Below are 14,613 nucleotides of genomic sequence, written 5' to 3'. Positions count from 1 at the left end.
AAGGTCTATTTAATCTTTAGATTTCATTCCTATGCTTTTTTAGCGGTAGATTTCTTTGAAGTAGTCTTCTTTGTAGAAGTTTTCTTTGCGGTAGATTTTTTCGCAGTAGACTTCTTTTCAGAAGATTTTGCAGTGCTCTTAGTCGCGCGCTTTTTGCGTTTTACGGGACCTGCGGCACGCTTTTGCGCCAAAAGTGCAAATGCATCCTGCGGATCAATCGATTCAGGCGTATACTGCTTTGGCAAAGTGCGATTCGTTTCGCCATCAGTAATATAAGCTCCGTAGAAACCATCCTTAATCACTACTGGCTTCCCAGTTTCAGGATCTGCACCAAGCTCACGAAGAGGCGGCTTGGCGGCACCACGAGTACGCTTACCGTACTTTGGTTGCGCAAATAAATCTTTCGCTTCCTGCAAAGTAACAGTAAAAATAGCATCTTCACTAGAAAGAGATCGCGTATCCGGCTTAGATTCCACAGTTTCTCCAGCAGAAGTATCTACAGCAGAATATGTTTTAGTTAAATATGGACCGTAACGACCATTATTTGCTTCGATACGAGCTAGTTTTACAACACCTTCTGCGTCAACTTCTTCATATTCGCCAACAAAACGTGGCAAATTCAAAAGTTGCAACGCTTCTTGCAAAGTCAAAGTCGCTGGATCCATGGTTTTAAACAAAGAAGCCATTTTTGGACGAGCCTTAGAAGACTTAGAAGCCTTAGAAGATTTAGAATCTTCCGCATTATTCTGCTCTTCTACCAGTGCCACGTACGGCCCAAAACGACCATTGCGCACTTCTACATTCCCACCCGTTTCTGGATCTACTCCAAGCACACGTGGACCCTCAGCATTATTCTCAAGCAATTCTCGAGCAGCATCAACAGTTAACTCATCTGGAGCTAAAGTTTCTGGCAAAGAAGCATGACGAGGGTTGCCTTCAGCATCAAGATTCTTAATGTCTTCCAAGTAAGGACCATAGCGTCCAATACGCACATGCAAACCATCGCCAATGTCTATGGTATTTATTTCACGCGCATCAATTTCACCAAGCTCTGCAACCTGCTGTTGCAAACCAATATGAGCTTCATCAGCGGAATTAGCGGCACCTTCACCAGAACCGAAATAGAACCTAGTTAACCAATCGCGACCGGTTTCTTCACCGTGCGCAATTCTGTCCAAACCATTTTCCATATCAGCAGTAAACGCGTAATCAACATACTTCGGGAAATTCGCTTCCAAAAGCTTAATTACAGCAAAAGCAAGCCAAGAAGGAATTAACGCACGTCCACGCTCATACACGTATCCACGATCAATAATTGTGGAAATAATCGTTGCGTAAGTAGAAGGGCGGCCTATTTCCTTAGCTTCCAAAGTTTTAACTAAAGAAGCTTCAGTATATCTTGCAGGAGGCTGAGTTTCGTGAGAATCCGCACTAACACTTTTAGCTTCAAGAATATCCCCAGCTTGCATTTGAGGAAGCGCCTTATCGCTTTCACCTTCAGATGCATGTGCATTGCCAAAAACCTTCATAAAACCAGCAAAAGTAATCACTGTTCCAGAAGCTTGGAACAAAGCTTCTCCATATTCTCCAGCAGAAGCATTTAACTTAACAGTTGCTGTAAAACCTGTAGCATCAGCCATTTGTGACGCAAGGGTTCGTTGCCAAATAAGCGTATACAATTTCAGCTGATCCGCAGGTAATTTATCTGCAAGCTCGTCCGGGCTTAAGAAACGCGCTCCAGCAGGGCGAATACATTCATGAGCTTCCTGCGCTCCTGCAGACGTAGTTGCATACTGCTTAGGAGATTGCGAAACATACTCGTCGCCAAACGCTGCACGAGCGGCACTACGAGCAGCTTCGATAGCTTCTTTGGAAAGCGTTACGGAATCCGTACGCATGTAAGTGATATAGCCGTTTTCGTATAAAGATTGCGCAGCTCGCATAGTTTGGCGAGAGCTCATTGAAAGTCGGTTTCCAGCAGTTTGCTGCAAAGTTGATGTAGTAAAAGGTGGCAAAGGACGACGATGATACGGCTTCGTTTCCATAGAGTCAACTACAAAATCTGAATTTTCAAGAGCTTTAGAAAGCTTAGATGCAAAATCAGCATCAACATGCAAAGCTTTTTGTGATTCATCTTTTGTAGAAACCAACTCACCTTTTGAATTGAAATCTTTAGAACCAGCCAGACGGCGACCAGAAAGCTCGCTCATGCGCGCTTCAAAATCAACACTTTCACCATCTGAGCCTTTAGAACTTAAAATCGCGCTAATATCCCAGTAAGACGCCTTAGTAAACGCCATACGCTCGCGTTCACGCTCAACAATCAACCTAGTAGCAACAGACTGCACGCGTCCAGCAGAAAGACCAGGACCAACTTTTCTCCACAAAACAGGAGAAAGCTCATATCCATACAAACGGTCTAACACACGACGAGTTTCTTGCGCGTCAACCATATTGTCGTCAACATTTCGAGTATTACTGAGCGAGGCTTGAATTGCATCCTTAGTAATCTCATGAAACACCATGCGCTTTACTGGCACAGTTGGCTTCAATGCTTCTACCAAATGCCACGCAATAGCTTCACCTTCGCGATCCTCATCAGTTGCCAGATATAATTCGTCAGCTTTTGCGAGCGCAGACTTTAAATCGGAAACAGTTTTCTTTTTATCTGAGCCAACTACGTAATATGGCGCAAAACCATGATCGACATCTACACCAAACTTACCAAACGCCGCTTTGCGTGAGGCTGGAACTTGGCTTGGCTGAGCGAGATCGCGAATATGCCCAACTGAAGCCATGACGGTATATCCATTGCCTAAATACCCGCCAATTTTTCGCGCTTTCGTGGGAGACTCCACAATGACTAGCTTATTCTGTGCTGCCATATTCGCTCCTTTCCTAACACAATCGAACATATAATTCCGAACTATATGTTTCACGCTAACTGTATCGCAACTTAAGTTATACGTCTATTACATTCCACCTCGGTGGATAAAAGCAGATAGAGTAGACAATATTACTTAGAAGCAGATGGAGGCGTCGGCGGAGCGCCTACTAATCCAAGCCTACTCAACGGCGAAGCTGTAGAGTGACGCATTACCATAATTACGCCAAAAACAAGCAAAGACACGCCTATAATCAGCCAATAAGTTGCTACATAAGATACGCTTGCAGCCCATTGAGCAAAAATATCAACACCAGGAAGAATTTGCCATATTAAATAAAGTGCATACAAACACGCCAACACACCAATCGTAATCATAGAGCTTCCTACAATTTGAACGCTAATTGAGGAACGTCGATAAGCTGGCATATCCATTCCACTACTGCGAGTGCATGCGAGCATAATAAGCGTTACAGCACCAACGATAAGTAATGACATAAGAACGTCAGAAACTCTATGCCAATGTGCTGCAACCAAAGAAAGTTCCACAAGAATGCTTATAAAAGCTGCAGCTACCGCTGCCCATGCGCGCCAAACGCGCGAAACTGCGCAAATAAGCAACGCACATGATGCAGTAATAAGTAGGGTATGACCTGAAGGTGCTGAATTTGCAGACAAATATTCAATACTTATAAGCATTGGGCGCGGAAGAATTTTTTTCAATGGTTCAGCAGCAGCCGAAAGAATAATAATTCCAGCACATTGACCAAGAAGCCACCAACGTTTACGAATACAAACTACTATGAGTGAAACAAGAGCAATTATTATGCCAGTAACTATAACAACCATAGAAACGCTTATAGGTCGCAAGCAAAATGCAAGCCAAGACGGCATACCATGAGAGCCAAATCCATCAATTACCATTTCTTCATAGCTTTGACCAAGTACTGTTTGCACACTAATAAACCATATGAACGCAGCAGAAGCCAGGAAAACAATTGCAATAGCAACACACCACAATATGGTAGATATTCGAGGACGCTTTACGAGCGGATCAAGCTGATCAATATCATCTGCATCCGATGAAGAATCTTCAGAAGATAACTGATTAGTTGAATACGACAAATCAGACAAATCAGACAAATCAGACAAATCAGATTGACGTTTAGTTTGTTTCACAAACTGTTTTACAGACTGTTTAGAAGATTTCTCTTCAGTATTTTCTGGAAATAAAGGCGATATTTTTTCGTCATTATCCTCAGATGAGATTGGGGAAAATGGCGTAATCGTATTAATCGAATCCAAAGGATGCGAATAGTCACTACCTTCACTGTTGCGATTAATATCTTGCGAAGTTCCACCTACCGGCAGCGCATCATTTTCTCCAGCAGAATCATCATGCTGATTGTCAATGCTATTGGATTGAATTCCTGCAAATTCTTCACTCATACTTTAGACTTTACGACAGTATTTACGACCGCGCTAGTTTTACGCATAATAAAACCTCCGCGCACCCACCAGAGGCCACTTACCCTTGCTGCATTTCTGCCCTGGGGGGATTGGGTGACTTAGTGCCACACGGAGGCTTTATCTATATTACACGATTTTCGCTACATGTCGAGTAGTAATAAATTATGCGCGCCACACACTCTTGCCATGTTCTTTTGCAAATTCAGTATCTTCATCAAGCTGAGACTCGTTAGCTTCAACATCACCAGCAATATAGCGTTCAACTAATTGGCGAGCTTCACTATCTTCATGCTGAACTGCAGGAGACTTCATAAAGTATGAACTTGGAGCCAAAACCGGACCAGAAAGCTTGCGATCCAAAGCAATTTTTGCGGCTCGAACAGCATCGATAACAATTCCGGCAGAATTTGGAGAATCCCAAACCTCAAGCTTGTACTCCAAATTCAAAGGAACATCACCAAAAGTAGTACCTTCCAAACGCACGAAAGCAAACTTGCGATCATCCAACCAAGCTACGTAGTCTGAAGGCCCAATATGAACATTATGCTCATCCATTTCATGAGGCACGATTGAAGTTACTGCACGAGTCTTAGAAATCTTTTTAGACTCAAGTCTTGAACGCTGAAGCATGTTCATAAAGTCCATATTTCCGCCAACATTCAGCTGATACGTGCGATCCAAACGCACACCGCGATCCTCAAAAAGTCGAGCCATAACGCGGTGAGTAATAGTTGCACCTACCTGACTTTTAATGTCATCGCCAATAATAGGAACTCCTGCATCACGGAATTTTTGTGCCCACTCAGGATCAGAAGCAATGAAGACTGGCAGGCAGTTTACAAATGCACAGCCAGCTTCCATCGCAGCAGTCGCATAAGCTTTATCGGCTTGCTCAGATCCTACTGGAAGATAAGAAACAAGCACATCCACATGCTTATCTCGCAAAACTTGAGCAACGTCAACAGGTTCAGCCTCGGACTCATCAATCATTTCACGGTAGTAATCACCAAGACCGTCATAAGTTGGACCACGCAATACTTCTACACCCAAATTTGGTACATCAGCAAAACGAATTGTGTTATTTTGTGAAGCGCCAATTGCTTCACTTAAATCATGCCCAACCTTTAGAGAATCAACATCAAACGCCGCAACAAACTCAATATCGCGCACACGATACTGACCAAATACAGCGTGCATCAACCCTGGAATTTTCTCACCGTCATCAGCGTTTTTGTAATATTCAACGCCCTGAACCAGCGACGAAGCACAATTGCCGACACCGGCAATGGCAACGCGGATGCTCATATAGACTCCTTGCCCTGCAAAATAAGCGACATTACATTATGCCGCACCATACACATTTCATAATACTATTGCTTTAACAAATATGTACTAATATTCAATATTTTTAATCTTTTCTAAACAAAAACATGCTGTTTTGTAGAAAAATTCAACACCGGACGCTACGGTGGAATGTATGGTTGCACGTAAAGATGGAAGACGAGCGTCTACTTCGCATGAGAAAGCTACTCGAAGCATATCGTCACAATCACAAAAAAATACGAATATGCCTTCATCTGTCCCACCAAGCGGACAAGACTCATACCGTCCACATTCGTATTCTTTTGAATCAAACAAAAGCAGCCGTAATTCGAGATTCGAACGTTCTCGCGCAGCAACACGCAGAAGGCGTCGTAGAACTTGGCGAGGCAGACATCCTATTATTTTTTGGGCACTTATCGTTATTTTTGTACCAATTTTGCTAGGCACAATTGTTTTTGCTTATCTGTACGCAACTACAGATATACCTGCACCAGACAAAGTTGCTATGGCAGATAAGACGAAAGTGTACTATTCAGATGGCAAAACTGAATTAGGCTCTTTTGCTGAGCAAAATCGCGAAATTATCAATTGTTCAGTACTACCTAAATATGTTGGTAAAGCAATAGTTGCTTCAGAAAATCGTTCCTTCTACCACGATGGCGGAATAGATTTTAAAGGAATTGGACGCGCATTACTTCATAACGTTACAAAGCACGGGCGTTGGGGCGGCTCAACTATTACGCAACAATATGCGGAAAGATATTATCTCGGTGAAACAAAAACTTATTTTGGAAAACTAAAAGAAGCTATTTTAGCTTTGAAAATTGCGCAAACCCAAGATAAAGATACAGTACTTTGCAATTATATGAATACTATTTACTTGGGTAGAGGAGCATACGGAATTCAAGCTGCAGCTAAAGCATATTTCGGTATAGAAGCAAAAGATTTGTCACTTTCGCAAGCTGCACTTTTAGCAGGTATTATTCCAGCACCAAGTAGCTGGGATCCTGCAATTGGTCCAAAAGAAGCAGGCATTCGCTTTAAGCGCGTGTTACGCATTATGAAAGAAGATGGCTACATTACAGCTTCTCAAGCAGCGCAAGCAAAAATGCCTAAAACTATTACTCAGACGACTCAAAACATTTACGCAGGTCAACAAGGTTACTTATTGCATATGGTTCGCGACGAGTTAACTAGGAACGGTGCTTTTACGCAGGAAGATCTTGACAGTGGCGGATATCGCATTATTACTACTATCGATAAAGCTAAGCAAGATTTAATGTTCAAAGTTGCAAGTCCTTCTCAAGATGGACGAGGAATTGTGCCAGAAGGACTGCAAGTTGGCGGAATTTCAATAAACGCAAAAGATGGTTCAATCATTTCCGTTTACGCAGGAGACGATTATCTAAAGAAACAGCTTAATAACGCCACACAAGCGCTTTATGAGCCAGGTTCTACTATGAAGCCTTTTGCGCTTATGGGAGCAATTCAGGCTGGCACTAGCTTGGATACGATGTTCAATGGCAATTCTCCACGCAAGTTTGATGGGATCGATAAACCTGTTGGAAACTTTGCAAACATGAGCTACGGCACCATTAACTTATACAATGCAACTGCAAATTCTGTGAACACAGTGTATATGGATTTGCAAAGTAAACTTGGTGCTAAGAAAGTTGCTCATACTGCAGTTATGGCAGGTTTAAGCCCTGAACGAGTCAATGGTAAGAATCCGTTTACTGTGCTCGGAAACGATTCTGTGCATGTAAGCGAAATTGCGCGCGCATATGCAACATTTGCAAACCAAGGAAGACGCCCAGATTTGCATATTGTTGCCAGCGTAAAAAATCCTGACGGTAAGGAGTTCTACCGTGCACCAACAGCCGGAAAGCAAGTATTCTCACCAGCCGATGCCGCTCTAGCTACAAAAGCAATGATTGGCGTAGTGCAACATGGTACAGCAACTGAAGCTCGCGCTGTAGGTAGAGAAATTGCAGGAAAGTCTGGAACAGCAAACGATGAAACTGCTGGTAGCTTTGTAGGATTTACGCCAAATATTGTTACCGCATTTGCCATATGGAATCCAGACGCAAAAGGTAGCCCACAAGTAATTAAACCGTTCCACGGATATCTTGGCGGAAGCGACTACCCTGTGCACTTGTTTACAAGATACATGCGTCAAGCGGTAATAGGAACCCCGAATACTAAATTCCCTGAAGCAAAAGACACAGGCAAAATTGGTGGACCTGATGGAAAATGGGGATTAGGCGAACAACATACATTCACGCATATAAAAACTGAGAATGAGGGTAAGGATAAAAACAAGGACAAAGATAAAGACAAGGACAACGACAACGATTTAGACCTTGATAGTCAGCTGTATGGTCGTGACGATTCATCATCGGGCGGCGTTGGCAGCTACGATAATAATTCTGGCGGTCATGGTTATGACAATAACTATGACACAACTGGAGGAAACTAGTAAATCAACTGTAGCTATTTATAAACAAAACTGTAGTTAATTTACGAACAGATATGCGAATAGCTAGCTAAGTAAATAGCTAAATAGTTTGTTAATTAGTTTTGCTAGTTTGTTAATTAGTTTCGGCTCAAAACAATGTTCTCAAGCATTTTAGCAGTAACATTTTCATAACCGTTAAGTTCTGCATGATGCTTGCTCTCAGATATGTTTGCGCGCGAAAAACCTGTTTGCGCAATTACAGTTGCTCCGGAATTAATTGCAGCAGTAAGACCAGATAGAGAATCTTCTATGGCAATGCAATTAGCCATCTGCTTTGCAACTTCCTCATCCGCGCCCTCAATGCCAACCATTTTCCCTGCAGCAAGATAAGGCTCAGCACTAGGCTTCGGCTTAAATCCATCATCTCCACACACGTACCCAGCGAAAGCACCTTCTGGAGCATGATTCACAATATTTTCAACCAAACAACGCGGCGAATTGCTCACCAAAATCGAAGTAATGCCGGCATCCGTAAGACTTTTAAGTACATCTAAAACTCCTGGAACCCACGGCACGGATTCAGCCTCACGAGCAGCAACGTAATCAACCATGCCTTTGCCAATTTCTTCTACTGTAAGTTTTGTACCAGAAGGAATCATCTTATTGGCAACAGTTTCAAGGGATCCACCGGAACATTCCCAAGCTAAATCTTCATCCCAGTATCCACCGTATTTTTTTACTAAATAAAATTCCGACTCATGCCAATACGGCTCGGAATCTATAAGAGTACCATCCATATCCCAGAAAACTGCACGCAACACATGTTTTTCTTCACTAGAGTTAAGAGTATTTGCACACATATTCGTCGTCTGTTCAGCCATTCACAATCCTTTATATTGCATATATTTGCTTTAGCTTTTGTAGCACATCATTTTCGCACTAATTCTGCATTACTTTTAGCACTATTAATTCTTCTCGTTAATTCTCACTAATTTCTCACTTAAGCACAATAAGTAGCCATACCTACGTTACTATATGCTCCACGCTCTCCACAACACCACAGATTTTTCATCCGAAGACTTTCGATTTTTATAATTACTGTTATAGCTTTCCGAAGAATACGACGAAGGTAACGCTCGCCTCTCTGTAAGAATATCCCGCCTCCAGCGACGCGCATTGCGAGAACGCTGCATTTCCACAATGTCACCATCTGCATTTGCAGCAAAAATATTGCGTTCTGAAGACTCTGCAGAATCAAGCAAATGCCTTACTTGTCTTTTAAGCTGTCGATTTTCTTCTTGCAAATCAAGTATTTGCATGATGCCAGCAAGATTGATACCTTCATTTTGGCTTAAATGCTGAGTTTGCACAATCCTGTCTATATCTCGCAAAGAATAGCGGCGAGCGCCACCTTCAGTTCTATTCGGCATTATTAAATGAAGCCTATCATACTGTCGTAAAGTTTGCGGGTGCGTATTGGTTAGGCGTGCCACATGGCTTACGGTAAATATTGGCAAATCAAGAACAAATCCTACTTCATCTGCCCCGTCAAGCGTTGCGGTACCACGCACTAAAGCAACTGCACACATTTCATACAGTGCTTTAGTTTCACGCGTTATTGGTGTCATAGCACGCCTTCCTTTGCTCTTTTTAGTATGTTTAAAGCACTGTTACAAGCAATTCAACAGTGTTTAACCTACTAAATTATTGTTAACTTAGTTTTGTCTTAATTTTTTAATTTCTTCAGCATAAGTTTCGCCAGCAGTTTTATCAAATTCTTTTGCAACGCGTCTAAGAGACATGCTCGAACGCTTTGGCAAACGAATCTGCACAACACCAACAAAATCGCCATTCTTTCCGGGCACTCCAGCACCTTCTATACGAACTTCATCACCGCTTGAAACACAAGCTGGAACTTTGAAAGTAACAGGATTGCCGTCTAGGTCGTTTATACTAACTTTTGCACCATGCACTGCTTCACTTAACGTTAGCGGCAATGTAGAAATCAAATCGTCGCCTCGCAAAGTAAATTTATCTGATGCTTCTACTTGAACATGCAAGTACAAGTCACCTGCAGCACCACCGAACTTGCCTGGCTTGCCTTTTCCTTTCAAACGAATTTTCTGTCCGGTTTTTACACCAGCTGGAATATGCGTTTTAAAAGTTTCACCAGCCGCACGCAACGATACTGTAGCGCCTTTAAAAGCTTGCTTAAATGTGAGCTTTATATCGGTTGTTATATCTTCGCCAACTTCAGGCACGTCAGCTTCCTGCGGTTGAGAATACCTCTCACCGCCAAAGCCACTCGTACCTTGGAATCCTGCTGAATCTTGAGAGCGCTGACCTCCACCAAACATGGAGAAAATGTCGCTCATATTTGGTCCAGCACCGTTGGATGTAAAGCGAATGCGCGAACCGTTTCCGCCCATACCACCCATGCCAGAGCCGCCGTTGAACATGGAGAAAATGTCCGAGAAACTCGACGCATCGAAACCGCCAGCACCACCTGCTCCTCCAGCGAAACGAGCACCACCAGCACCAAATTGGCGGATAGCATCGTAACGTTGACGAGTTTGACTATCTTTTAATACGTCATAAGCTTCAGAAACATCCTTAAATTTTTCTTCAGCTTCTTTTGTTTTGTTTAAATCAGGGTGATATTTACGAGCAAGTTTGCGATACGCTTTGGTAATCGTTGCCTCATCTGCGTCTTTGGAGACACCGAGAACCTTATAAAAATCCTTAGCTAACCATTCATTTTCAGCCATTTGTGCCTCCTTTCTTCACAAGCACATTGGCTATTTCGCTTTTGACCAAATATAGGCTGCTCGTGCCAACTCTTATGAGTCAGCACGAGCAAGTTATGCAATAAAGTCACGAAAGAGTTTCGTTAGTCATTGCTGTGGTGAAGAAACGACCACACGAGCGGCGCGAATAACGCGATCTCCTATTCGATATCCTGCTTCAACTACAGCATCAACAGTTTCTTTTGTAGCGTCTGGATCTGGTCTGTGCAAAATTGCATCATGCTTGGTCGGGTCAAAATCTTCGCCCTTTTCACCAAACTTTTCCACACCAAACTTTTCAAAAGCCTTATCTATCTTAGTTGCAACAGCCTTGAACGAATCATCCATTTCGCTATGCTCGCGAATGCGGTCAATGTCATCCAATGCTGGAAGCAATGCTGTCAGAACGTCAATAATTCCATGCTGCCTGAAACGATCCTGCTCTTTGGCAGAACGATTTCTGAAGTTTATAAACTCAGCACGCTCTCGCTGTAACGCTTCCAAGTACTCTGCAGCTTCTTTCTTAGCTTTACCTAAGGGAGTTAAACTGCCGCTATCTGCGTCTTGGCTGTCTTTCGATTCTGAAGATTCAGTGGAATTCGCTGTATTCTCAGAATTTGCGGAATCCGCAGAAACGTTAGCGTCAGCTTTCGTTTCTGCAGGATTTGCACCTTCAGCAGCTTTCGATGAAGATTGCGCAGACGATTTCGCAGAATCACCTGTAGCTTTTACATCCAGCGAGTCAGCATCTTCCATATCTTGCAAATATTCGTTGGCGTTAAAGTCGGACATTACTTGTTGTCCTTATCGTCCTTGTCGTCGTCCACCACTTCGGCGTCAACTACATCATCATCCTTAGCTGCAGAGCCAGCCTGAGCACCAGCAGCAGACTGAGCACCAGCTTCGGCACCAGCAGCACCCTGCTGAGCGTAAAGCTGCTGACCGATCTTCTGAGCAGAAGTCATCAACTCGCTTTGAGCAGACTTAATCTTCTCAACGTCGTCACCCTTCAAAGCTTCCTTCAAAGCATTAACCTTGTCGGTAACTTCCTTAGAGATTTCATCGGAAAGCTTGTCTTTATTGTCGTTCACGAGCTTTTCAGTCTGGTAAGCAAAGGCTTCTGCTTGGTTGCGAACTTCAGCTTCTTCCTTACGCTTCTTATCTTCAGCTTCGTGAGCTTCAGCTTCCTTCACCATGCGGTCAATTTCGTCCTTTGGCAAACCAGAACCACCGGTAATAGTCATGGACTGTTCCTTACCAGTGCCCTTATCCTTAGCGGAAACGTGCACAATGCCGTTAGCATCAATATCGAAAGTGACTTCAATCTGCGGAACGCCACGAGGAGCTGGAGCAATTCCAGTCAACTCAAAAGTGCCAAGAGGCTTGTTATCGCGAGCAAACTCACGTTCGCCCTGGTAAACCTGAATCAACACGGATGGCTGATTGTCTTCAGCAGTAGAGAATACTTCCGAGCGCTTCGTAGGAATAGCAGTATTGCGATCGATAAGCTTTGTCATAATTCCACCCTTGGTTTCAATACCCAAGGAAAGTGGAGTTACATCAATAAGCAGAACGTCTTTGCGATCTCCCTTAATAACGCCCGACTGAACGGCTGCACCAACTGCAACAACCTCATCTGGGTTCACGGACTGGTTAGCTTCCTTACCGCCTGTAAGTTCCTTCACCAAATCCTTCACAGCTGGCATACGAGTTGAACCACCAACAAGAACCACGTGATCGATCTGGCTTACTGAAATACCAGCGTCAGAAAGAACGTTGTTAAATGGAGTACGGCAGCGGCCAAGCAAGTCGGAAGTCATTTCCTCAAAGTGAGCACGAGTCAAAGTCTCATCCAAATGCACTGGAGTGCCGTCAGGAGTCATTGCCAAGTACTGCATAGAAATTGAGGTAGAAGTAGAAGAGCTAAGTTCCTTCTTTGCCTGCTCAGCAGCTTCCTTCAAGCGCTGCAAAGCAATCTTATCCTTGCTCAAATCAACGCCATACTTGTTCTTAACTTCGCCAACGAGCCAGTCGATAATCTTCTGATCCCAGTCGTCGCCACCCAAATGGTTATCGCCGTTAGTTGCTTGCACCTGAATTGTGGAGAATCCGTCGTCATCCTTACCAATTTCAAGCAAGGACACATCGAAAGTACCGCCACCCAAGTCGAATACCAAAATGCGCTCGTCTTCCTTGCCTTTTTCAAGGCCGTAAGCCAAAGCTGCAGCAGTTGGTTCGTTAATAATACGAAGCACGTTCAAGCCTGCAATCTTACCTGCATCCTTAGTTGCCTGACGCTGAGCATCGTTGAAGTATGCTGGGCATGTAATAACGGCATCGGTTACCGGCTCACCCAAGTAAGCTTCAGCATCGCGCTTCAACTTCATCAAAACCTGTGCAGAAATCTCTTGTGGAGTCCACTTCTTGCCGTCGATATCAACAGTCCAATCAGTGCCCATGTGGCGCTTTACTGAGCTAATCGTGCGATCAACGTTTGTTACAGCCTGACGCTTAGCAACTTCACCAACCAAGATTTCGCCAGACTTGCTGAATGCCACAACAGATGGCGTGGTACGTGCGCCTTCAGCGTTTACAATAACTGTTGGGCTGCCACCTTCAAGAGTAGCAATGCAAGAGTTGGTTGTTCCCAAATCAATACCTACTGCGCGTCCCATAATTTCTCCTTAACTAGGTATTGCACCTTTTGTGCAATTACGCTTTCCTTCAAGTTTTGTAGTTACGTAAGCTGAACCTTATTTAGATTCCTTGTTGGAAACTATGTAAAGCATCAGCTTTTTTACTTTCCAAAACTTGAGTCTATTACACTCAACTTATAAAAGTCAACTTTTATTCCCAAAAATTACAAAAAACTTTATACAACTAGACTCAAGTTTTGCAATTTAAGCAAAATTAATGGGAAATTCTGAAAAATTCAGTAGGATTCACGCGCTGAACTTAAAGTGGCGAAGTGAATTATTAAGCGCATTGTAGCGCGCTAAAACGCCAATAAGCGGCGTGCCAATACCGGTTATGAGTTTAATTGCTTCAGTTGCCATCATTGCGCCAACAATAGCTGCAGTCGCACCCAACACAGCCGATTTTGGCACTTTTTCTTTAGGAGGCGGGCACGCATACAAATCACGCAAACCAGGACCTTTTCCTGGCACGAAAACGCTTACTTGACCTTCATAATAAAGTACCGAGCCATAAACTTCCGGCGTACTAGCGCTCCAAGCAGCATCCGCAATCAAAAAGCGAGTAGCAAAATTATCACAACCATCAATTATCAAGTCGTGATTTTCTACAAGCTGCTTTGCATTGTCTTCATTAAATCTATTTACAAGGTTGATTTTTAAACCTGGAGATAACGCTTGCAGACGCTTAGCTGCAAATTGTGCTTTAGATTTACCGCACTGATCGACAGTATATAAAGTCTGCCTTTGCAAATTAGAAAGCTCAACAACGTCGTCGTCACAAATCGTGATTTCGCCAACTCCTGCCGCAGCAAGCGAAAGCAAGCATGGCGAACCAAGTCCACCTGCACCGACCATGCAGATTTTCGCATCGCGAAGTAACTGCTGATGTTCATTAGTAAAGCCCGGCAGGAGCAAGTGGCGGCTAGTGCGTTCCGCTTCAAGCTCCTGCAGGTTGTCGTAAATTTTATTAATCGTCATGTCGAACAATATGCCGAA

The 14,613-nt window shown here is 43.4% G+C and carries 10 protein-coding genes and 1 other RNA gene; 1 reads left to right on the top strand and 10 read right to left on the bottom strand.

The genetic code is table 11. The annotated features are described in order from the left end of the window. Positions 1 to 29: 29 nt before the first annotated feature. The 4 genes from topA to HXT38_RS00555 all read right to left on the bottom strand — a co-directional run bounded on the left by topA (position 30) and on the right by HXT38_RS00555 (position 5,659). Complete coding sequence (gene topA, locus HXT38_RS00570; protein ID WP_101886202.1) at positions 30 to 2,885, bottom strand: type I DNA topoisomerase; 2,856 nt, start codon at positions 2,883 to 2,885, stop codon at positions 30 to 32. Between the two features lie 131 nt (positions 2,886 to 3,016). Then, the gene (locus tag HXT38_RS00565) at positions 3,017 to 4,333 is read right to left on the bottom strand and encodes a phosphatase PAP2 family protein (RefSeq protein ID WP_004104756.1); all 1,317 of its coding nucleotides are present in this window, start codon (positions 4,331 to 4,333) and stop codon (positions 3,017 to 3,019) included. Between the two features lie 45 nt (positions 4,334 to 4,378). Next, positions 4,379 to 4,475: signal recognition particle sRNA small type (gene ffs, locus HXT38_RS00560), an RNA gene on the bottom strand. A gap of 41 nt (positions 4,476 to 4,516) precedes the next feature. Continuing rightward, positions 4,517 to 5,659 (bottom strand): inositol-3-phosphate synthase, encoded by a 1,143-nt coding sequence (locus tag HXT38_RS00555; RefSeq protein ID WP_004118456.1) that lies wholly within the window; start codon positions 5,657 to 5,659, stop codon positions 4,517 to 4,519. Between the two features lie 172 nt (positions 5,660 to 5,831). Here HXT38_RS00555 and HXT38_RS00550 point away from each other — a divergent pair, with 172 nt between their 5' ends. Continuing rightward, positions 5,832 to 8,156 carry a transglycosylase domain-containing protein gene (locus tag HXT38_RS00550; RefSeq protein ID WP_101886204.1) on the top strand — a complete coding sequence of 775 codons (2,325 nt, stop codon included), beginning with the start codon at positions 5,832 to 5,834 and terminating at the stop codon, positions 8,154 to 8,156. Positions 8,157 to 8,272: 116 nt separating this feature from the next. Here the strand turns inward: HXT38_RS00550 and HXT38_RS00545 are convergent, their stop codons facing one another. The 6 genes from HXT38_RS00545 to HXT38_RS00520 form a co-directional block, all read right to left on the bottom strand. Continuing rightward, a complete protein-coding gene (locus HXT38_RS00545; protein WP_410299531.1) occupies positions 8,273 to 9,016 on the bottom strand; it encodes an HAD family hydrolase in 744 nt (247 codons plus the stop codon). Between the two features lie 150 nt (positions 9,017 to 9,166). Then, a complete protein-coding gene (locus HXT38_RS00540) occupies positions 9,167 to 9,763 on the bottom strand; it encodes a heat shock protein transcriptional repressor HspR (RefSeq protein ID WP_004104765.1) in 597 nt (198 codons plus the stop codon). Between the two features lie 87 nt (positions 9,764 to 9,850). Next, entirely contained in the window at positions 9,851 to 10,903 is a 1,053-nt protein-coding gene (locus tag HXT38_RS00535) for a DnaJ C-terminal domain-containing protein (protein ID WP_004118453.1), read from the bottom strand. A gap of 126 nt (positions 10,904 to 11,029) precedes the next feature. Further along, entirely contained in the window at positions 11,030 to 11,713 is a 684-nt protein-coding gene (gene grpE / locus HXT38_RS00530; RefSeq protein ID WP_410295739.1) for a nucleotide exchange factor GrpE, read from the bottom strand. Next, positions 11,713 to 13,596 carry a molecular chaperone DnaK gene (dnaK, locus tag HXT38_RS00525; protein WP_004104772.1) on the bottom strand — a complete coding sequence of 628 codons (1,884 nt, stop codon included), beginning with the start codon at positions 13,594 to 13,596 and terminating at the stop codon, positions 11,713 to 11,715. The genes grpE and dnaK overlap by 1 nt, the downstream gene beginning before the upstream one ends. A 267-nt stretch (positions 13,597 to 13,863) precedes the next feature. Beyond that, positions 13,864 to 14,595, bottom strand: coding sequence for a HesA/MoeB/ThiF family protein (locus HXT38_RS00520; protein WP_410295738.1), 732 nt, complete (start codon positions 14,593 to 14,595; stop codon positions 13,864 to 13,866). Positions 14,596 to 14,613 lie beyond the last annotated feature (18 nt).

The organism is Gardnerella sp. DNF01157 (assembly GCF_049244225.1).
Taxonomy (GTDB): Bacteria; Actinomycetota; Actinomycetes; order Actinomycetales; family Bifidobacteriaceae; genus Bifidobacterium; species Bifidobacterium leopoldii.
This window is presented reverse-complemented; position numbering and strand designations above follow the sequence as displayed.